Here is a 19,208-nt window from a genome sequence, read left to right on the forward strand (position 1 = left end):
CCGACCGCGGCGCCCTCGCGCAGGGCGACGGTCTGCTCGGGGGTCGGGCCTCCCCCTCCGGCCCGCTCGCCGGCGACCCGGTCCCGCAGCTGCCGCTCGGCGACGACGGCCCGGCGCTCCGCGGCGTCCGCGGCGCGTCGGGCCTCCGTCGCATCGGCCCGGGCGTCCCGGAGCGCCGCCGACACGGACGCCGGGACGGGCGCCGTGCGGCCGCCCGTCGACGCGACCGGACCGGCCGGCCGGGTCGTCGGGACGCGCACCGCCTCGGCCCGCGCAACACGCACGAGCTCGGCCTGCGCCTCCGTCTCCGCGATCGCCTGGTCGAGCCGCTCGCGCAGCGCGTCGCGCTCCTCACGGACCCGGACGCCCGTGCGCTCGAGCTCGGCCAGCCGGCCCGCCAGCCGCTCGGCCCGGGACCGCGCGTCGGCGGCCGCGGTCACCGCCGCCTCCGCTCCCTCGCGGGACCGGTGCAGCTCGACCTCGGCACGCCGCAGCGCGGCCTCGACCGACGCCCGCGCCCGGGCGTCGGCCCCGGCGGAGCGCCGCCGGGCGGCGTCGCGCTCGTCGGTCAGCCCGGCCGCACGCTCCCGCGCACGGCCGAGCCGCTCGTCGAGGGCGTCGGCCCGGCGATCGGCGTCGCGAGCGGCCGCCAGCGCGGCGTCGAGCAGCACCCGGACGTCCGGCGACATCTGCAGCCGGTCGGCCTGGGCGGGCTCGACGTCACGACGGCGACGCGGTCCCGGCTTGGACGGCTCGAACCCCGCGGCGCGGACGGCCACGGACAGCGACCCGTCGAACGGCCGCTTGGCGGCGTTCAGCGAGGGCCAGGCCGACCCGTCGGCGCGGCCGGCCCGGTAGCGCTCGATGCGCCACGTCTGGCCGGACCACTTCGCGGACGAGGGGTTCCAGTCGGCCGCGCGGGGCGGCTCGTCGTATGTGGCGACCCATTCCTGGATCGCGTTGATGATCGTGTCGCGAGACCACTCGACCCGGCTCCGACCCGTCCCCGTGGACGGGCCCCTCCGGACCGTGACCCCCGCGACCGTCGCGGGAGCCATGTGGGTCTCTCTCGCTAGCGGTTGTGCGTGATGAAGGCGGGGTGGGCGTGCCGGAGCTTCTGCTCTTGCGGCTGCATGTCCCCGACCAGGGCGTACGTGTTCGAGACGCCGCAGGGGGCGTCGACGAAGCGCGTGGTGCTCTGCCAGGTGGTGGACATGACGTCGTCGAACCTAGCCGCCCCGCCGGCGCCGCGCAAGCGCCGGCGCGCCACGGGCCCGAGGGTTCGAACCCTTCGTCGGACGGTCACGGCGTCCGGTGCGGGCCTGCACCGGACGGGCTCGGCGTCGCCGCACGAGCCCCCGGGGTCGAACCCCGGGCGGTCCGCGGACGCCGTCCTCGCCTCGGGACGGCCGGGGTCCCGTCGCGCCATGCTCGGGGCATGAACGAGATCCCCATCACCGTCCGGGGCGTGGTCGACGACCGTGCCGTGGCCCAGCTGCGGCGCTGTGCCGAGGCCGGGAACGCGGTCGCCGGCGTCCTCTGCGCCGACGGCCACGTCGGCTACTCGCAGCCCATCGGCGGCGCGATCGCCTACCCCGACCACCTCTCGCCCTCCGGCGTCGGCTACGACATCGGCTGCGGCAACAAGGCCGTGCGCACCGACCTGCGCACGGACGACGTGCGGGCGGACCTGCCGCGGGTGATGGACGAGATCGTCGACCGCATCTCCTTCGGCATGGGTCGCAAGAACGACGAGCCCGTGGACCACCCGGTCCTCGAGCAGATCCGCCACGCGGACTTCCGGGCGCAGCGGTCGATGGTCCAGAGCGCCGCCAACCAGCTCGGCACCGTCGGGGCCGGCAACCACTACGTCGACCTGTTCGCGGGCGACGACGGGTTCCTCTGGGTCGGCGTGCACTTCGGGTCCCGCGGCTTCGGGCACAAGACCGCCTCGGGGTTCCTGGCGATGGCGGCCGGCCGGGGGTTCAAGGACAAGGTCCCGGACGGCGAGATGGACGGCCCGCCCGTGCTCTTCGCCCTCGACTCCGAGCTCGGACAGGCCTACCTCTCCGCGATGGAGCTCGCCGGCGCGTACGCGTACGCCGGGCGCGACGTCGTGGTCGACAAGGTCCTCGAGATCCTCGGCGCGGAGGCCACCCATACGGTCCACAACCACCACAACTACGCGTGGCGCGAGACCCACCACGGGGTCGACGCCTGGGTCGTCCGCAAGGGCTGCACCCCGGCGTTCCCGGGCCAGGAGGGCTTCGTCGGCGCGACGATGGGCGAGGCGTCGGTGATCCTCCGCGGCCGCGACGGCGTCGACACCGACGAGCTGCTCGCGTCGACGGTCCACGGGGCCGGGCGGCTGATGTCGCGCACGCAGGCGGCCGGCCGGATCGCCAACCGCATGGAGTGCTCCGATCGCAACTGCCCGTTCTGGGTGTCGATGGGCCAGTTCCGCGACGCCCGCGAGCGGGCGGGCGCGGAGGACGGGCGGTTCACGCTGTGCCCGGAGCACCCCAGCGGGAAGATGGTCAAGCGGCGCGGCCGCGTGAAGGAGGGGTCGATCGACTTCTCCGCCGTGCAGGCCGCGCTGACCACGGAGGGGATCGAGCTGCGCGGCGGGGCGGCCGACGAGGCGCCCGGCGCGTACAAGCGGCTCGACGAGGTCCTGGCCGCCCACGCGGACTCCGTCGAGGTCCTCCACCGGCTCGTGCCGATCGGCGTGGCGATGGCCCCGGCCGACACGGTCGACCCCTACAAGGACTGACGGGCGGCGGGCCGACGGAGGGCTGCGGATCGGGGTCGTCCCGCGACACCGATCCGCAGCGGCCGTCCGTCCCCGCCGCGTGATGCGAATCCGTGTCGTCCCGCGACACCGATCCGCAGCGGCCGACCGTCCCCCGCGGTTTGGACGCCGGGGTGCCCGGGCAGTCGCCGGGGCGATGCCGCCGCGCCACCCCGATCGCCCCCGCCGCCGTCACCGTCCGGTGACCTCCGTGCGCCGCCCCGTTCTCTAGGGTCCTGCGCCATGGAGCACGCCTTCCGTGAGGCCCCCGGTCGCACGCCCTTCTCGATCGGCGTCGAGGAGGAGCTGATGATCGTCGACCCGGAGAACGGGCACGACCTCGTCAACGCCATCGAGCGCCTGCTGGGCGACGCCCCGGTGGGCGAGGTCAAGCCGGAGCTCATGGAGTCGGTCCTCGAGATCGCCACGGAGCCGTGCGTGGACACCGCGGCCGCCGGGGAGCAGCTGCGCACCCTGCGCGCCCACGTCGCCGGGCGCGCCGCCGAGCACGGCCTCGCGATCGCCTCCGCCGGGACGCACCCCTACGCCCTCTGGGAGGACCAGCGCATCTCGGCGCGGGACCGCTACCGGGAGCTCCTGCGCGACCTGCGCTTCGTCGCCCGCCAGGAGCTGCTCTTCGGCCTCCACGTCCACGTCGGCCTCGACGACCCCGACCAGGCCATCCACGTCGCCGACGGGATGCGGGTCCACCTGCCGATCCTGCTGGCGCTGTCGGCCAACTCGCCGTTCTGGCGGGGCGACCGGACCGGCCTGATGTCGACCCGCACCTCGATCTTCCGCGCCTTCCCGCGCGTCGGCGTGCCGACCGCGTACGGCTCGTGGGAGCGCTACGAGCGCGAGACCGACTTCATGATCCGCTCGGGGGTCATGGCCGACCCCACGTACGTCTGGCACGACGTCCGCCCCCACCCCACCTTCGGCACCGTCGAGGTCCGCGTCTGCGACGGACAGACCCGCGTGGAGCACACCCTCGCGCTGACCGCGCTGATCCAGGCCATGGTCCACGAGCTGGCCGCGCACCACGACGAGGGCTTGCCGCTCGGCGACGTGCCGTGGCAGATCCTCGACGAGAACAAGTACCTCGCCGCCATCCACGGGCTGCACGGCGAACTCGTGGACCTGCCGTCAAGCGACCGCGTCCGGGCCCCCGACCTGGCCCGCCGGCTCATCGACCGGCTGCGCGAGCACGCGCAGGAGCTGGGCTCGGAGGCCGAGTTCGACGGGCTCTCCGACCTGCTGGAGCGCGGGACCGGCGGCGACCGGCAGGTGCTGGTCTACGACGCCAACTCCGACCTCACGGAGGTCATGGTCGAGATGACCGGCCTGACCGTCGACGACTGACGCCCCGCGTGGCGCGCCGCCGCTCGTCCCGACCGACGCGGGGATTAGGCGACGGCAAGGGTCATGGGTCATCCTTGGCGCATGAGCACCCTCGGATCACACGGCGGTTCCGGCCACGCGACGAAGGGCCGCGACTCGCGGACGGACGGCTTCCTGCTCGTCGGCATCCTCGCGGCGGTCATGTGGGTCTCCGAGGTCATCGACCAGCTGGCCGACAACCGCCTGGACCAGTACGGCATCGTCGCCCGTCAGGTCGACGGGCTCGACGGCATCGTCTTCAGCCCGTTCCTGCACGGCAGCTTCGGGCACCTCATCGGCAACACGATCCCGTTCCTGCTGCTGGGTGCGGTGATCGCGTTCAACGGCGCGGCGCGCGTGGCGCTCGTCACCCTGATCGTCGCCGGACTCGGCGGCCTGGGCACGTGGCTCATCGCGCCGGAGAACTCGGTGACCATCGGCGCCAGCGGCGTGGTCATGGGCTACGCCACGTACCTGATCGCCCGCGGCATCTTCAGCCGCCGGCTGCTCGAGCTCGTCCTCGGCGGCGTGGTCGCCGTCCTCTGGGGCGGGATGGTCCTCGGCAGCCTCGTGCCGCGCGACGGGGTCTCCTGGCAGGCGCACCTGTGCGGCGGCATCGCCGGCGTGGTCGCCGCGTGGCTGCTGACGAAGGACCGCTCGCAGGAGCGCGACGTCCGCGCCCCGCACCGCACGCCCGTCGACGTGCTCTAGCCGGCCGGCGGGAGCGTGCCGCCGTGGCCGCTGCTCTAGCGTCCCGGCGGTGCAGGGGACGGCGGGACGCAGCGACGACTGGTGGGCCGAGCTGACGATCGGCCACGCGGCCGGCGTCGTGCGGGCCCGCGCCGCGGACGCCCGCCGGACGCCGTTCGGCTGGATGCTGCAGACCCCCGCCGCACCCCACGTCTGGGCGGTCAACCGTGCGCAGGTGATCCCCGGGGCCGGTGGCCTGGACGCCGCCGACACCGTCACCGCCGTCGAGGCCGCGCACGACGCCGCGGGCCTCGCGCACCGCGCCATCGACGTCCGCTCGAAGGGCGACGCCCGCCGGCTCGGGGCCGTGCTGCGGGCGGCCGGCTACGTCGTGCAGGAGCTCGAGGTGCTGGTCGCCGAGCCCGGGGCGCTGTCGACCGCCACCCGCCCGCGCCCCGGTCGGCGCTGGGCGGTGGCCCCCTACGGCCCGGGCGCCGGGCTCGACGTCCGCCGCGCGGCGGGGGCGATGGAGACGTCCCGGAGCGAGCGGGAGCGCGAGGAGGTCGCGACCCAGTGGTCGCTGGCGCCCGCCGAGGGCGCCGCCCACCTCGTCGCCCGCTCCGACGTCGGCGAGGCCGTGGGCTGCGCCGTGGTGCACCGCGCGAGCCTGCACCTCGAGCTCGACGACGTGCTGACCCACCCCGCGCACGAGCGCTCGGGCGTCGGCGCCGCGATCCTGCGGGCGACCGCGGCGATGGCCCTCGACCGCGGGGTGGCGGGGATCACGCTCCTGGCCGACCCGAACTCCTACGCGGCCGGCTGGTACCGGCGCCTGGGGTTCCGCCACGTCGGCGGCACCACCCAGGCGCACCGCGACGCGGCCGACTGACCGGGCCCGGGACCGCCGCGGGCCGGCCGGGCTCAGCCCGCCTTCATGCCGCCCTGGGGCAACCCGGCCCCGTAGCGCTGCCAGTCCAGCAGCGTCGCGTTCTCGCGGGCCGTGCGGCCCGAGAGGTCCTCGTAGTCGCGGAACATGGCCTTGAGGCGGCGCAGCCCCTCCCCGGGACGCGTCGCGAGCTGCCGGGCCAGCTCGATCGCCTCGGCCTCGGCCTCGGCCTCCGGCACCACCCGCTCGGCCAGGCCGATCCGCCCGGCCTCCTCGGCGCCGACGGCACGACCGCTGAAGATCAGCTCCTTCGCCCGCGAGAGCCCGACGAGCGGCACCAGGCGCGCCGGCCCGACCGGGACGCCGAGCTTCGCGCCCGCCCAGGCGAGCTTCAGGTTCTCCCCCGCCACCCGCAGGTCGCACGCCGCGGCGAACTCGGCCCCGGCCCCCACGACGTTGCCGACGCAGACCGCGACCGTGGGCACCGGCAGGTCCGTGAGCGCCTGGTAGACGCGGGCGAAGCGCTCCATCCGGGCGATGCCGCCCTCGCGGTCGAGCTCCTCCGCGACGTCCGCACCGGCGCACAGCGCGCGCGTCGAGGTGGTCGAGAACACGACCGCGCGCAGCTCCGCGTCGGCGGCCAGGTCCTCGAGCGCGACGAGCAGCTCGTCCAGCGACGCGGTGTCCATCGCGTTGCGCCGCTCCGGGCGGTCCAGGCGCAGGACCTCCACGCCGTCGCTCACCCGTGCACGCTGCAGTCCGGTCATCGGCGGGTTCTATACGATTGGCACCCATGCGCCGCCTCATCGTCCTCGCCGCGACCACGCTCGCTGCGCTCTCGGCCACCGTCGTTCCAGCCTCGGCGAAGATCGACTCGGGCCAGGGCCTCGTCGGAGAGAACAACGACCTCATGGTCACGCTCTTCGGCTTCGCGATCCTGCTCGCCATCCCGGCCTTCGCCGGTCTCGCCTCGCTCCTGCAGTGGCGCCTCGACAAGCGCAAGTACGCCCGCCTCGCCGCCGCCCGTCAGCGCAAGGCCACCAGCGACAAGCGCCTCGGCTGGTAGCAGCCGCCGCCGGGTCCGCCCGGTGACACCACGCAGCACCCGACGCCCGGTCCCGCCGGGCGTCCGTCGTTCCCGGGGCGTCCGCATCGGGCCGTGGCGTGACGGGCGCGTCAACGTCCCACGGCTCCCCCGTTCGTGGGGTACGCTCGCGCCGGTCGATCGGGTGCGCCGCCGCGCGCCCAGAAGGGACGGGCATGGCCTACTTGGTCACCGGGGCAACGGGGTTCATCGGGCGTCATCTCGTGGCGACGCTGCTGGAGAAGCGCGAGGGCGACATCCACCTCGTCGTCCGCGACGCGTCACAGCCGAAGGTCGACCGCCTGATCGCCGGGTGGCCCGAGGGCGCCGCCGATCGCGTCAAGGTCGTCGTCGGCGATCTGGAGAGCCCGGCGATGGGCGTCGATCCGGCGTGGATCGACGAGCACCGGGGAGACGTCGAGCACGCCTTCCACCTCGCCGCGATCTACGACATGACCGCCTCGGCGGAGCGCAACGACACGCTGAACGTCGAGGGCACCCGCCACGCCGTCGAGCTCGCCAACGTGCTCGAGACCGGCTGCTTCCACCACGTCTCGTCCGTCGCCGTCGCCGGGGACTTCGAGGGCGTGTTCCGCGAGGACATGTTCGACGAGGGCCAGCCGCTGCCCGCGCCGTACCACCGCACGAAGTTCGAGTCCGAGCGGATCGCCCGCGGCGAGACGCTCGTCCCGTGGCGCGTCTACCGCCCCGCCATCGTCGTCGGGCACTCCGAGACCGGCGAGATGGACAAGATCGACGGGCCGTACTACACGTTCGGCCTGATCAAGGCGATGCGCAAGCTGCCGGGCTTCATCCCGCTGATGGCGCCGGACATGGGGGCGACGAACTTCGTGCCCGTGGACTACGTCGTCGACGCGATGGACCACATCGCCCACGAGCCCGGCCTCGACCAGCAGGCGTTCCACCTGACCGCCCCGCGCCCGCAGCCGCTCGTCGAGGTCATCAACCTCGTCGCCAAGGCCGCCCGGGCGCCGCGCCTGTCGCTGCGCCCGCCCGGCATGCCGCCGGTCGACGTCCACAAGGGCGTGCTCGGCGCCGCGCTGCGCGCCCCCGCCCTGGCCCCGCTGCGCCGCATCCTCCTCTCCCCCACCGGGATCCCGGACGAGGTCCTGCCGCACATGAGCTTCGTGCCCGTGTTCGACGCGCGCCGGGCCGAGCAGGCGCTCGTCGGCTCGGGCGTCACGCTGCCGCGCTTCAAGGAGTACGCCGCGGTCCTCTGGGACTTCTGGGAGCGCAACCTCGACCCGGCGCTGCACAACGACACGAAGCTCCGCGAGTCGATGGTCGGGCGTACCGTGCTGATCACCGGCGCGTCGTCGGGCATCGGCGAGGCCACCGCGCTGAAGGTCGCGCTCGCCGGCGGCACGCCGCTCCTGGTGGCCCGCACGCGGTCCAAGCTCGAGGCGCTCAAGCGCCAGATCGAGGCCCACGGCGGCACGGCGTACGTCTACCCCTGCGACCTCAACGACCTCGAGGCGATCGACGAGCTCGCCAGGACGGTGACGCGCGAGCACCGCGTCGACATCGTCATCAACAACGCCGGGCGCTCCATCCGCCGGTCGCTGAAGCTCAGCCTCAACCGCTTCCACGACTTCGAGCGGACGATGCAGCTGAACTACTTCGGCTGCATCCGCCTGATCATGGGCGTCGTGCCCCACATGGTCGAGCACGGCGGCGGGCACGTCGTGAACATCAGCTCGATCGGTGCGCAGACCTGGCCGCCGCGGTTCTCCGCCTACGTCGCGTCGAAGACGGCGCTGGACGCCTGGACCCGCATCGTCGCCGCCGAGATGCTCGGCGCGAAGGTCACGTTCACGACGATCCACATGCCGCTGGTGCGCACGCCGATGATCGCGCCGACGAAGCTCTACGACCGCGTCCCGACGATCACCCCGGTCGAGGCCGCCGACCTCGTCGCCAAGGCCATGATCGACCGGCCCAAGCAGATCAACACGCTGCTGGGCACCGCCGGCGAGGTCCTCTACGCCGTCGCGCCGCGGGTCTCCGACGTCATCCTGAACATGGGCTACCGCGTGTTCCCCGACTCCGCGGCCGCCCGCGGCGCGGAGAACCCGGACGAGCGGACCGGCGTCGAGATGCGCGTGCTGGCCGCGCTGACCCGCGGGATGCACTGGTAGGGCCCGCGGAGGGCCGCTCCCGGGCGGCCCTCGGTCCTGCGAGCGCCGCACGACGGCGGGCGATCGCCGTCAGGAGCGCAGCGTGCGCAGCAGGGCCCCGGTGAAGGCCGCCATCCGCTCCGGCGGATAGGCCTCGGGGTCGGCGATCATCAGCCGCGCGGCGTCCTCACCGAGGGTGACGATCGCCCGCGCGGCGAGCTCGTCCTCGACGCCCTCGAGCCCTCCCCGCTCGACGGTGATCCAGCGGATCACGGGCTGGACGATCGCGCGGATCGCCCGTCGCGACTCCTCCGTGCGCTCGCGCAGGGTCGACGGCGCACCGTCCGAGGGCAGGAGCGCCAGGCGCCAGGTCCCGGGGTCCGCGAGCACCATCTCGCCGAAGGTCCGTGCCGCCTCGACGATCAACCCGTCGATGTCGGCACGGTCCGGCCGCACCCCGGTACCGGTCAGGACGGCCTGCACCTGCTCGATCGCCCGCTGCTGGGTGCGCTCCAGGAGCGCCTCCAGCAGGCCCTGCAGGTTGCCGAACTGCGCGTAGACGACGGTCCGCGCGATCGTGGCCTCGCGGGCCACCCGGTCGATCGAGACGGCGGCGTAGCCCTCGCGGAGCACCAGGTCGGAGGTCACGTCGAGCAGCTGGGCGCGCCGGGCCTCCGGGGCCATCCGTCGAGTCGTCGCCGCCATCGCCCCCCAGCCTGCCAGATCCCGGCTAGGCGACGACCTCGGCCCGGCGGTCCGGTGCACCGCGGTACAGCGCGGGTTCGCCGGCGATGCCGCACCAGCGCCAGACGCGGGCGCTCATCCGGTTCATCAGTCCCGCATCGGCGGCCAGCGCCCGCATCTCGCCGAAGTACGAGGCCATGATCCGCCGCGAGGCGGGGCCCTTCCAGAACGCCTCCGCGAAGACCTCGTCCGGGATCCCCAGCCGACGGGCCAGCGAGCGGGGCGGGGTCATGATCTCCTCGGCCGCCGTCCGCATGATCACGGGGAACAGCAGCGAGAGCGCGAGGCGCTGGCCGCGGGGCAGGCGCGGGGCGCGCAGCTTGACGAACTCGTCCGCGAAGGAGATGTGGCGGGCCTCCTCGGCGATGTGGATCTCCATCGTGCGCAGGACCGCGGGCGGCAGGTGGCCGCCGTCGCGCAGCAGCGCCTTCTGGAAGTGGTCGATCGGCTCCTCGCCGGCGAGGATCGCGACCATCAGGAGCACCGGGCGGGTCGCGAGCGCGCCGGCCAGCCACGGGGACACCCGACGAAGGCGCCTGCGCATGCCGGGGACCTCGACGTCGGTGCGGTTGACGAGCTCCATGAACATCTGGATGTGGTTGCACTCCTCCGTCATCTCGTGCATGCAGTACCGGAACTCCGGCGACCGGTGCGGGAGGGCGAAGGCGTACTGCATGAGCCCGCGGATCAGCATGCTCTCGAAGGCCGCGCCGACCTTCATCGTGTTCATCATGCGCGCCTTGCCGATCTCGATCCGGCGATCCAGCGGCTGCGCCTGGTACCACGCCGTCGCACCGAGGGGGTCGGCGGTGGCGGAGAGGATCCACCGCGGGTCGTCCTGGTCGATCGCGAGCTCGGGCGAGTCCCAGGCGATGTCCTCGTAGGGGTCGAAGTGCACGTGCACGGACCCCTCGGAGAGCGTGGCCAGCATGGCCTCGTAGGCCTCGGAGCGGTCGGGGGTCAGCGTCGAAGACGACATGGCGGATCTCCAGCGGGGGCGCGCGGCGATCGCCGCGCGGATGTACACGTCTGCACATAGCCTACGGCAGATGTTCACTCCTGTACATCCCGGGGCCCGCGGAACGACGAAGGGCCGCTGGAGAGCGGCCCTTCGTGGCGCGTCGGCCGCCGGCGCGGCGGGCGTCCGGGGTCCTACACGGCGACGCGGGAGGCGAGACCGTCCGTGAGCAGCTGGATCGCGGCGGTGAAGAGGTCGGACGCCTCGCGGTCCCCGAGCTCCTCGCGACCGCCGCGGGTGATCGGCGCGTCCTCGGCCCCGCCGGCGGAGACCTGCTCGAGCGACTGGAGCGTCTCGGACCACTCGGCGTCCAGGCGCGCGGCGCCACGGAGCTGCCAGATGAGCGAGGGGACGAAGCCGACGCGGTCCTCCTCGGAGATGCCGGCCTCGGCCAGCGGACGGGCGAGGGCCTCGAGCCACTGAACGATGCCCGGGCGGCTCAGCGCGCGACCGTGGAGGTGGTCGGCGAGACCGGGGACCGAGAGGAAGACCTCGTAGCTGCGCTGGGCGAGCTCGGCGATCTGCTCCTGCCAGGTGTCCTCGCCCGAGTGGTGGTCCATGCCACCGAGGGCGGCCTCGAGGACGTCGTCCACCAGGGTGTCCTTGCCCGCGACGTGTCGGTAGGCGGCCATGGTCGAGACGCCGAGCTCCTCGGCCAGGCGTCGCATGGAGAGGGAATCGAGTCCGTCGCGACGGGCGATCGTGATCGCTGCGTCCACGACGAGGGTGCGGCTCAGGCGCTCGGCCTGGGGCGCACGCGGGGCGGGAGTGGTTGACTGCGAAACCGAATCGTCGAGCACCCGATGCAGCGTACCGATTCGCGCCCGTTCGTTCGCCGTACGCAGCGACGCGCCAGACGTTCGTACGACGTCGACACGGTGTTCGCCCGTTGGACACTGACGATGCGGGCCCGTCGGTGGACTCCATGTTCCAGCGCCGACCGCGTCCAGGGTGCGCGGTCGGACGTGGTCGAGTCTGTTCGGTCCCCTACTCCTGGTCCGCTTCCTTGGCGCGGGCCGCGTGCAGCTCCATGAGTCCGCGCTGCAGTCCGCGCGGGTTCTCGGGGTCCTGCGGGCGCACGCGGTGCCAGTCGTCGTCGGCGCCGAGCTCCCAGGAGCCGTCCTCGTCGTGGAAGGCGCGGTCGAGCGCGTCCAGCAGCTCGTCGCGGGCCGACTCGTCGTCCACCGGGATCACGAGCTCCACGCGGTTGTCGAGGTTGCGCTCCATGATGTCGGCGGAGCCCATCAGCGCGATGCGCTCCTCGCCGCGCTGGAAGGCGTAGATGCGCGAGTGCTCGAGGAAGCGCCCGAGGACCGAGCGCACCCGGATCGTCTCCGACAGGCCGGGGACCCCGACGCGCAGGCAGCAGATGCCGCGCACGTTGATGTCGATCGGGACGCCGGCCTGCGAGGCGCGGTAGAGCGCGTGGATCGAGGCGCGGTCCACCAGCGCGTTCATCTTCAGCTGGATCCGCGTCTCCTGCCCGGCCCGGTGCGCCTCGACGGTCCGGTCGATCTGCTCCAGCAGCCCGTCCCGCAGGCTGTTCGGCGCGACGAGCGCCTTGCGGAAGCGGCCGGGCTTCGCGAACCCGGTCAGCTGGTTGAAGAGGTCCGCGACGTCCTGCCCGAGGACCTGGTCCCGGGTGAAGATGCCGAAGTCGGTGTAGAGGTTCGCCGTCTTGGCGTGGTAGTTGCCCGTGCCGATGTGCAGGTAGTGGCGCACCTTCTCGCCCTCGCGGCGGACGACGAGGATGACCTTCGCGTGGGTCTTCAGCGCGGGGTGGCCGTAGACGACGTGGACGCCCGTGTCCTCGAGGACGCGGGCCCACTTGATGTTCGCCTGCTCGTCGAAGCGCGCCTTCAGCTCGACCAGCGCGACGGTCTGCTTGCCCTTCTCCGACGCACGGACGAGGGCCGGCAGCAGCGTCGAGTCCGCGTTGGTGCGGTAGACGGTCATCTTGATCGCGAGGACGTCCTTGTCCGCCGCGGCCTGGTCGAGGAACCGCTCGACCGACGTGTGGAAGCTGTCGTACGGGTGGTGGACGAGCACCGGTCCACGGCGCATGGCGGCGAAGACGTCGGCGGTCTGGTCGTCGCCCTCGCGCAGCCGCGGGTGCGTGACCGCGCGCCACGGGTCGTCCAGGAGCTCGTTGTGGCCGGGGACCTTGACGAGCTGCCAGAGCGCGGTGAGGTCGAGCAGGCCGGGCAGGTCGTAGACCTGGCGCTCCTCGACGCCGAGCTGCTCGACGATCTCGGTGCGCAGCGCCTCCGAGACGCGGGCGTCGAGCTCGACGCGGACGATCTCGCCGAAGCGGCGGTTTCGCAGCTCGGCCTCGAGCGCGCGCTTGACGTCGTCGGCGTCGTCGGAGATCTCGAAGTCCGCGTCGCGGGTGACCCGGAACATGCCGCGGTCGAGGATCTCCATGCCCGGGAAGAGCTGGTCGAGGTGCGCCTCGACGATCTCCTCCAGCGGCACGAAGACGCGCTCGTCGGCGGGGATCGGGGTCCCCTCCTCGCTCACCGTGGCGTCCGGGGAGGCGACCTCCTCGAGCCGGTCGACGACCTCCGTCGGCAGCTTGATGCGGGCGAAGACCGTCTGCCGGGTGTCCGGGTCGCGGACCAGGACGCCGAGGTTCAGCGAGAGGTTCGAGATGTAGGGGAACGGCCGGCCCAGACCGACGGCCAGCGGCGTCAGGACGGGGTAGATCCGGTTCTCGAAGCGCGTCTTGACGACGGCCTGCTGATCCGGCGTGAGCTCGTCGTGCCGGGCGATGCGGATGCCGTGCTCGCGCAGCGCCGGGAGGATGTCGCGGTCGACCGTGCGGGCGTGCTCCTGGACGAGCGGGTCGAGCTTGGCCCGCAGCTCGTCGAGGACCTGGTCGGCCGTCCGGCCGTCGGCCCCACGACGCCGGTTCTCGGCCCAGACCTTCGCGTGCAGGCCGGCCACGCGGATCATGAAGAACTCGTCGAGGTTCGAGGCGAAGATCGCGGCGAACTTGGCCCGCTCGAGCAGGCGGGTCGTCGGGTCCTGCGCCAGCTCGAGGACGCGGCGGTCGAAGTCGACCCACGAGAGCTCGCGGTTGACGAAGAACTCGGGTGCCGTGGGGTCCGGGACCGGCGGGACGCCGACGGCCGTGCCACCTGGATCCGTCGGGGCGTCGGGGCTGTCGGGGGCGTGGTCGTCGAGCATGGAGGGTCTCGCAGCCTACGGTCGGTCGGGGACGCCCAGGTCAACGTCCGGTGAACGCGGCGTGAACGGCGGGGTGCCGGGCGCCACGGGCCGTTCGGCCAGCGCGTACTCGAGTCGCGGACGGTACCCCTCGCGCTCCAGCTCCTGCCACAGGACGAGGAAGCGCCCGTGGAGGAGCGCGCGCCGGGCGCGCAGGTACGTCTGGAGGGTGACCAGGCCGCGGTGCTCGTCGGCGTGCGGCAGGTCGACCGCCAGGTCCGGTGCCAGGTCCACGGCCTCGGGGTCGACGCGCTCGAGCAGCGCCGCCGCGTCGGCCTCGCGCCGGTCGTCGGCGACGCGCCGCACCCGCGGCAGGGCGACGTCGCAGTCGTGGATCTCGCCGATCAGGTCCTGCAGGTCGCGCGTGCGCTTGGCGGCCGTGCGGGCGTAGGGCCCGAAGCAGGACGCGGCCGTGACCTCGAGGACGTAGCGCAGGCGCTTGGCGGCGATCCGCATGTCGTGCAGCGCCTCGACCTCGGTGACGTCGAGCGCCGCCGGGATGAAGCCGCAGAGCTCGTCGAGCCGCAGACGGACGATCCGCTCGGCGTTGTCCGCCAGGGGGGCGGACGGGTCGAGGCCCTTGACGCGGCCGGCCTTCATGCCTGCCCCTCCGGTCGGCCGGGGACGTCCTGCGCGGCGGATCCGGGGTCGGCCGCGCCCACGGCGCCGGCCCGGTCGGCCGCGTCGGCCACGCCCGACGGGTCGGCCGCGTCGGCCGCACCCACTGCGTCGGCCGCGGACCCGTCCCCCACGCCGTCCTCCGGGGAGCCGCCCTCGACCGGGTCGCCGCCGGCGTCCGGCGCCACCTCGTCGTCCGCCCCGGACCCGTCGTCCTCCCCCGTCCCGCGCAGGGCGTCGGGAACCGCGTCCTCGGCGGCGCGGACGAGCACCTCGATGCGCTCGCGCAGGGTGGCGGGGTCCAGGCGCTCGAGCGCCGCGGCCAGGACGACGTTGCCGGCCTCCTGGTCCTCGCGCACGACGCCCATGAAGCCCTCGATCCCGGGGCGATCGGCCTCTGGCAGCGTCGCGGCGAAGCGGTCGAGGCCCTCGAGCTGGACGTCGGGGTCGCGGCGGGCGCCCAGGGCGTCGGCGAGCGCCTTGACCTCGCGGAGCGTCCGCTTGAGCTCCGCGGGCGGGAAGCACGGCGCGTAGATCTCGAGCACGGCTCGCAGGCGGCGGGTCGCCACCCGCATGCCGTGGACCCGCTCGATGTGCCCCGTGTCGAGGACGCCGGCCGCCTGGGCGACGAGCTCGTCGGCGCGGACGCGGACCGTCGCGGCGGCGGCGAGCCCGTAGGGCGTGTCGGCCCGCAGGCCGGGGATCGGCAGGGCCTTGACCACCCCGTGAGCGTATCCGCCGTCCGCGCGGGGATGCGACCGTCCGGTGAACCTCGCGGGGCGTCCCCGTCCGGCTACTCCCAGCGGAAGGTGGCCGCGGCGGCGGTCATGGAGACCACCGCCCACAGCCCGAGCACGATCAGGTGCTCGAAGGGCACGTGGCCGCCGTCCTGCAGGACCTCGCGCAGGCCCGAGGAGAGCGCGCCGCTGGGCAGCAGCTCGAACGCGCCGGCCGCGCCGCCCAGCTCCGAGAGCGGGAACATGATGCCCCCGAAGACGAGCAGGACGAACCAGAGGACGTTCGCCAGCGCGAGGGTCGTCATCGCCCGCAGCGCGCCGGCGATCAGGAACGCCAGGCCGCAGAACGCGGCGGTGCCGAAGGCCATGAGCAGCAGGACCGACAGGGGATCGCCGCGCGGCTCCCACCCGAGCGCCAGGCCGACGGCCACGAGCAGCACGACCTGCAGGGTCTCCACGACGAGGACCGCGCCCGTCTTGCCGAGCAGCAGGACCCCCCGCGGCAGCGCGGTCGCGCCGAGGCGCTTGAGCACCCCGTACTGCCGGTCGAAGCCGGTGGCGATCGCCTGCCCCGTGAAGGAGGCGGACATGATCGCCAGGGCCAGGACGCCGGGGACGAAGAAGTCCGCGCGACGGCCGTCGACGGAGATGAAGGAGAGCTTCGTGCAGACGACGAGCAGACCGAGCGGCACGATGAGCGAGAGCAGCACCTGCTCGCCGTTGCGGAGCATGAGCTTGAGCTCCATCCAGACCTGCGCCCGGATCATCCGGCCGAGGCCGGCACGACCGGGGCGGGGCGTGAACTCGCCGGCGTCGGCGGCCGAGACGGGGGTCACGACGCTCACGCGCGGAGCTCCCGGCCGGTCAGCTCGAGGAAGACGTCCTCGAGGGTGCGCTGCTTGACCTGCAGTCCGCCGAGCAGGACGCCGTGCGCCGCGCACCACGTCGCGATGCCCGCCACGAGCTGCGGCGTGACCGGACCGACGACGAGGTAGGTGCCGGGCGCGGGCTCGCGGACGTCGCAGTCCTCCGGCAGCGCGCCGGTGAGCGCGGCGACGTCGAGGCCGGGGACCGCCTGGAACCGGACCTCGTGCTCGGACTGGCCGCGGATCAGCTCGTCGCAGGTGCCGGCGGCGATGACCTCGCCGTGGTCGACGATCACGACGTCGTCGGCCAGCCGCTCGGCCTCCTCCATGTCGTGCGTGGTCAGCACGATGGAGACGCCGTCGCGGCGCAGGGCCTCGACGATGCGCCAGGTCTCGTGGCGCGCCTGCGGGTCCAGGCCCGTCGTCGGCTCGTCGAGGAAGACCATCTCGGGACGTCCGACGAGCGCCATCGCCAGCGACAGCCGCTGCTGCTGGCCGCCGGAGAGCCGCCGGTACGGGGTCCGCTGCACGGACGCGAGGCCCAGGCGCTCGAGCAGCGCGTCGGGGTCCAGCGGGTCGGCGGCGTACGAGGCGACGAGCCGCAGCATCTCGCCGCAGCGGGCGGACTGGTAGACGCCGCCCTGCTGGAGCATCACGCCGATCCGGGGTCGCAGCTCGGCGTTGTCGGCCCGCGGGTCCAGCCCGAGCACGCGCACGGTGCCGCGGTCCGGACGGCGGAAGCCGATGCAGGTCTCGATCGTCGTGGTCTTGCCCGCGCCGTTGGGTCCGAGGAGCGCGAGGACCCGTGCGCGCTCCACGCGGAGCGAGACGCCGCCGACCGCCACGCGGTCGCCGTAGCGCTTGACGAGACCGTCGACGACCAGCGCGGGCCCGGCGACGGGGGCGTCGGGCGCCGGTGACGCCGGCGCCGTCGCCACGGGGGCGTCGACTTCAGGGGCTCGGGCGTGGCTGAGGCGCAACCCGACCATGATGCCCGATCGGTCCCCCGGGACGAGGCGTCCCCGGGGGTGAGGGGACCCTCACCCCGCCCGGCGCCGCGGCCGGCCCGCGGTGGCCCGGGGGTCGGCGGGGAACACGGGCGGGCCGGTCGGGCCGGGACGGCTCACGGATCGGCGAGGAACGTGGGCGGCGGGCTGCCCACGACCTCGATCGCGCCGGCGAACTCGGCCCGCAGCGCCGAGGACTCCCACTCCGCGCGGAGGAGACCGAAGATGTTCACGTCGAGGTGGTGGTCGCCGTGGCGGTGGTACCCGCGCAGCACGCCCTCGTGGCGCAGGCCCACGCCGACCAGCGCCCGGGTCGACCGCTCGTTCAGCGGGTTGGAGTACGAGCCGAACCGGTGCATGCCGAGCACCGCGAAGGCGAGGTGCTGGAGCAGCGCCTTGGACTCGCGGTTGGCGCCGGTGCCCCAGAAGTCGCGCCCGAACCACGTGCCGCAGACGCAGCGCCGGTCGCGTACGGAGAACTCGTAGAGGCCCGTCACGCCCGCCGGGCCGCGCTCGTGGTGGACCGCCAGCAGGTCGAGCTTCTCCCCCCGCAGCCGCTCGTTCTCGAGGCCGGCGAGGAACCGACGGGGCTGGGCGACGTCGGTGTAGGGCCCCCACGAGAACCACCGGGTGACCTCGGGGTCCGACGCCAGGCCGAGGAGCGCCTCGGCGTCGTCCTCCGTCGGGATCCGCAGGGACAGGGTCGGGCCGCGCAGCTCGAAGGGCATCGGCGGGCGAGCCTACCGGGGCGGTGGGGCGGGGTCGGCGGGCCTCCGCCCGGTCTTGACGCGTCCTTCACACCCGCGGGCCCGATCTCGATCCTGCCCGCACGGCGCCGGCCGCATCCTCGGTGCATGGCCACGACCCTCCCCTCCCCCGTCGACCACGACGACCCTCTCGAACGGCTGCGCGCGCTCCCCGCCGCGACGGACCGCCCCGCGGTGCCCGCCGTCCGCGCCCCCGAGCCGACCGCGCTGAGCCGCTCCGTGCCGCGCGGCCCGGCCGCCGACCGCGCGCCCGGCGAGCTCGACCTCGCGCACCGCGCCCGGCTCGCCGACCGCCTGCACGCCCTGGTCCTCGACGCCTCGCGGATGCGCGCGTGCGACACCCGACCCCAGCGCGCCCACCGCCTGCAGGTCCTCGCGGCCCGCGGCCGGCTCGCCGACCTCGAGCACGTCCTGCGCTCCGGCATCCCCGTGCGCCTCCGCGGCGAGCGGCTCGTGGAGCGCCTGGTCTCGGACGACGCGATCGGCGTCTACTGCCACGGGAACCCCCGGGCGATGCACGACGACGCCGACGCGGCCTGCGCGGCGCTGGGCGTGCTCACCGCGTTCCACTAGGAGCGCGGGGCGGCGGGCGGCGTCGCCTCAGGCCGCCGTCGACGCCGGCCCGGGGGCGACGTCGCGCGCCGGCCGCTCCCCGGTCGGCGTGGCGACCCGGCCGTGGGGGCCCGCCCGCAGCACGAGCACCTCGCCGTCGACGTGGGCGAGCAGCCAGCCGACGTCGTCCGCCGAGAGGCCGCCCTCCTCCGGGCCGCCGGCCGGCACGACGAGCCGGTCGTGGCGCTCCTGCTCGACGAGGCGCCGGATCGCGTGGCGCCGCGTGCGGCCCTGCACCACGCGGCCGTCGACCTGCACCCCCGCGCGGGTCAGGCGACGCTCCACGGCCTCCAGCAGGTCGAGCGCCCGCGATCCGGCGTCGGGCGAGGCGCGGTCCAGCGCCAGGCCGTAGGGCGTGGGCAGCAGCACCGCGGGGACGACGACGGCGTGGTCCGCCCGCCCCAGGCGGCCCGCGGCGTCGATCGCGGCGCACGGCAGGCCGTCGCCGGTGAGCGCGAGCAGGATGCGGCCCGGAGGCGTCGCCCGCCGCGCCCGTCGGCGGCTGGAGATCCACGCCACCACGCCGGCGCCGGCCGCTCCGCCGACGCCGAGCGTCAGCAGCACCGCGACGGCCTCCGCGGCGGGCGGGAGGGCGAGGAACGAGAAGGCGAGCAGGTCGGCGGTCATCGGTCGGTCAGGTCG

At 74.4% G+C, this 19,208-nt stretch carries 19 protein-coding genes and 1 pseudogene; 7 read left to right on the plus strand and 13 right to left on the minus strand.

All coding sequences use genetic code 11. The features are described 5' to 3' along the window. A pseudogene (locus Q7T67_RS15595) lies at positions 1-1,058 on the minus strand (hypothetical protein); the annotation flags it as partial. A gap of 14 nt (positions 1,059-1,072) precedes the next feature. Further along, positions 1,073-1,216 carry a hypothetical protein gene (locus tag Q7T67_RS15600; protein WP_304791608.1) on the minus strand — a complete coding sequence of 48 codons (144 nt, stop codon included), beginning with the start codon at positions 1,214-1,216 and terminating at the stop codon, positions 1,073-1,075. Positions 1,217-1,438: 222 nt separating this feature from the next. On the opposite strand from Q7T67_RS15600, the gene Q7T67_RS15605 reads away from it, so the two are divergent. The 4 genes from Q7T67_RS15605 (at position 1,439) to Q7T67_RS15620 (ending at position 5,750) form a co-directional block, all read left to right on the plus strand. Then, a complete protein-coding gene (locus tag Q7T67_RS15605) occupies positions 1,439-2,773 on the plus strand; it encodes an RtcB family protein (RefSeq protein ID WP_304791611.1) in 1,335 nt (444 codons plus the stop codon). Positions 2,774-3,034: 261 nt separating this feature from the next. Further along, entirely contained in the window at positions 3,035-4,153 is a 1,119-nt protein-coding gene (locus Q7T67_RS15610; protein WP_304791614.1) for a YbdK family carboxylate-amine ligase, read from the plus strand. An 81-nt stretch (positions 4,154-4,234) separates the two neighbouring features. Further along, positions 4,235-4,882 (plus strand): rhomboid family intramembrane serine protease, encoded by a 648-nt coding sequence (locus Q7T67_RS15615; RefSeq protein WP_304791617.1) that lies wholly within the window; start codon positions 4,235-4,237, stop codon positions 4,880-4,882. A gap of 49 nt (positions 4,883-4,931) precedes the next feature. Beyond that, positions 4,932-5,750: a GNAT family N-acetyltransferase gene (locus Q7T67_RS15620; protein WP_304791619.1), complete on the plus strand. Its 819-nt coding sequence runs from the start codon at positions 4,932-4,934 to the stop codon at positions 5,748-5,750. Between the two features lie 32 nt (positions 5,751-5,782). Here Q7T67_RS15620 and Q7T67_RS15625 read toward each other — a convergent pair whose 3' ends face one another. Beyond that, positions 5,783-6,514, minus strand: a complete 732-nt coding sequence (locus Q7T67_RS15625; protein ID WP_304791622.1) for an enoyl-CoA hydratase/isomerase family protein — start codon at positions 6,512-6,514, stop codon at positions 5,783-5,785. Between the two features lie 26 nt (positions 6,515-6,540). On the opposite strand from Q7T67_RS15625, the gene Q7T67_RS15630 reads away from it, so the two are divergent. Together Q7T67_RS15630 and Q7T67_RS15635 are read left to right on the plus strand one after the other, a co-directional pair. Then, on the plus strand, positions 6,541-6,813 hold the full coding sequence (locus Q7T67_RS15630) for a hypothetical protein (protein ID WP_304791625.1): 273 nt from the start codon (positions 6,541-6,543) through the stop codon (positions 6,811-6,813). A 194-nt stretch (positions 6,814-7,007) separates the two neighbouring features. Next, complete coding sequence (locus tag Q7T67_RS15635) at positions 7,008-8,990, plus strand: SDR family oxidoreductase (RefSeq protein ID WP_304791627.1); 1,983 nt, start codon at positions 7,008-7,010, stop codon at positions 8,988-8,990. A gap of 69 nt (positions 8,991-9,059) precedes the next feature. On the opposite strand, the gene Q7T67_RS15640 is transcribed toward Q7T67_RS15635, so the two are convergent. From Q7T67_RS15640 to Q7T67_RS15680, 9 genes are all read right to left on the minus strand, one after another. Next, positions 9,060-9,653, minus strand: a complete 594-nt coding sequence (locus tag Q7T67_RS15640) for a TetR/AcrR family transcriptional regulator (RefSeq protein WP_304791630.1) — start codon at positions 9,651-9,653, stop codon at positions 9,060-9,062. A gap of 46 nt (positions 9,654-9,699) precedes the next feature. Continuing rightward, positions 9,700-10,692, minus strand: a complete 993-nt coding sequence (locus Q7T67_RS15645) for a diiron oxygenase (RefSeq protein ID WP_304791632.1) — start codon at positions 10,690-10,692, stop codon at positions 9,700-9,702. A 173-nt stretch (positions 10,693-10,865) separates the two neighbouring features. Beyond that, positions 10,866-11,450, minus strand: coding sequence for a TetR/AcrR family transcriptional regulator (locus Q7T67_RS15650; RefSeq protein ID WP_304791634.1), 585 nt, complete (start codon positions 11,448-11,450; stop codon positions 10,866-10,868). A 268-nt stretch (positions 11,451-11,718) separates the two neighbouring features. After that, on the minus strand, positions 11,719-13,920 hold the full coding sequence (ppk1, locus tag Q7T67_RS15655) for a polyphosphate kinase 1 (RefSeq protein ID WP_304791637.1): 2,202 nt from the start codon (positions 13,918-13,920) through the stop codon (positions 11,719-11,721). 15 nt (positions 13,921-13,935) lie between these two features. Beyond that, on the minus strand, positions 13,936-14,559 hold the full coding sequence (locus Q7T67_RS15660) for a CHAD domain-containing protein (protein ID WP_304791640.1): 624 nt from the start codon (positions 14,557-14,559) through the stop codon (positions 13,936-13,938). Further along, on the minus strand, positions 14,556-15,299 hold the full coding sequence (locus Q7T67_RS15665) for a CHAD domain-containing protein (protein ID WP_304791641.1): 744 nt from the start codon (positions 15,297-15,299) through the stop codon (positions 14,556-14,558). The genes Q7T67_RS15660 and Q7T67_RS15665 overlap by 4 nt, the downstream gene beginning before the upstream one ends. A 71-nt stretch (positions 15,300-15,370) precedes the next feature. After that, the gene (locus Q7T67_RS15670; RefSeq protein ID WP_370695410.1) at positions 15,371-16,081 is read right to left on the minus strand and encodes an ABC transporter permease; all 711 of its coding nucleotides are present in this window, start codon (positions 16,079-16,081) and stop codon (positions 15,371-15,373) included. A gap of 74 nt (positions 16,082-16,155) precedes the next feature. Continuing rightward, the gene (locus tag Q7T67_RS15675) at positions 16,156-17,118 is read right to left on the minus strand and encodes an ABC transporter ATP-binding protein (RefSeq protein ID WP_370695411.1); all 963 of its coding nucleotides are present in this window, start codon (positions 17,116-17,118) and stop codon (positions 16,156-16,158) included. 185 nt (positions 17,119-17,303) lie between these two features. Further along, on the minus strand, positions 17,304-17,915 hold the full coding sequence (locus Q7T67_RS15680; RefSeq protein ID WP_304791650.1) for a GNAT family N-acetyltransferase: 612 nt from the start codon (positions 17,913-17,915) through the stop codon (positions 17,304-17,306). 126 nt (positions 17,916-18,041) lie between these two features. On the opposite strand from Q7T67_RS15680, the gene Q7T67_RS15685 reads away from it, so the two are divergent. Then, positions 18,042-18,527, plus strand: a complete 486-nt coding sequence (locus tag Q7T67_RS15685) for a hypothetical protein (protein ID WP_304791652.1) — start codon at positions 18,042-18,044, stop codon at positions 18,525-18,527. Between the two features lie 27 nt (positions 18,528-18,554). Here the strand turns inward: Q7T67_RS15685 and Q7T67_RS15690 are convergent, their stop codons facing one another. Further along, positions 18,555-19,193: a hypothetical protein gene (locus tag Q7T67_RS15690; protein WP_304791655.1), complete on the minus strand. Its 639-nt coding sequence runs from the start codon at positions 19,191-19,193 to the stop codon at positions 18,555-18,557. Positions 19,194-19,208: the final 15 nt, after the last annotated feature.

Source organism: Patulibacter sp., assembly GCF_030655195.1.
In the GTDB taxonomy this organism is placed as follows: Bacteria; Actinomycetota; Thermoleophilia; order Solirubrobacterales; family Solirubrobacteraceae; genus Patulibacter.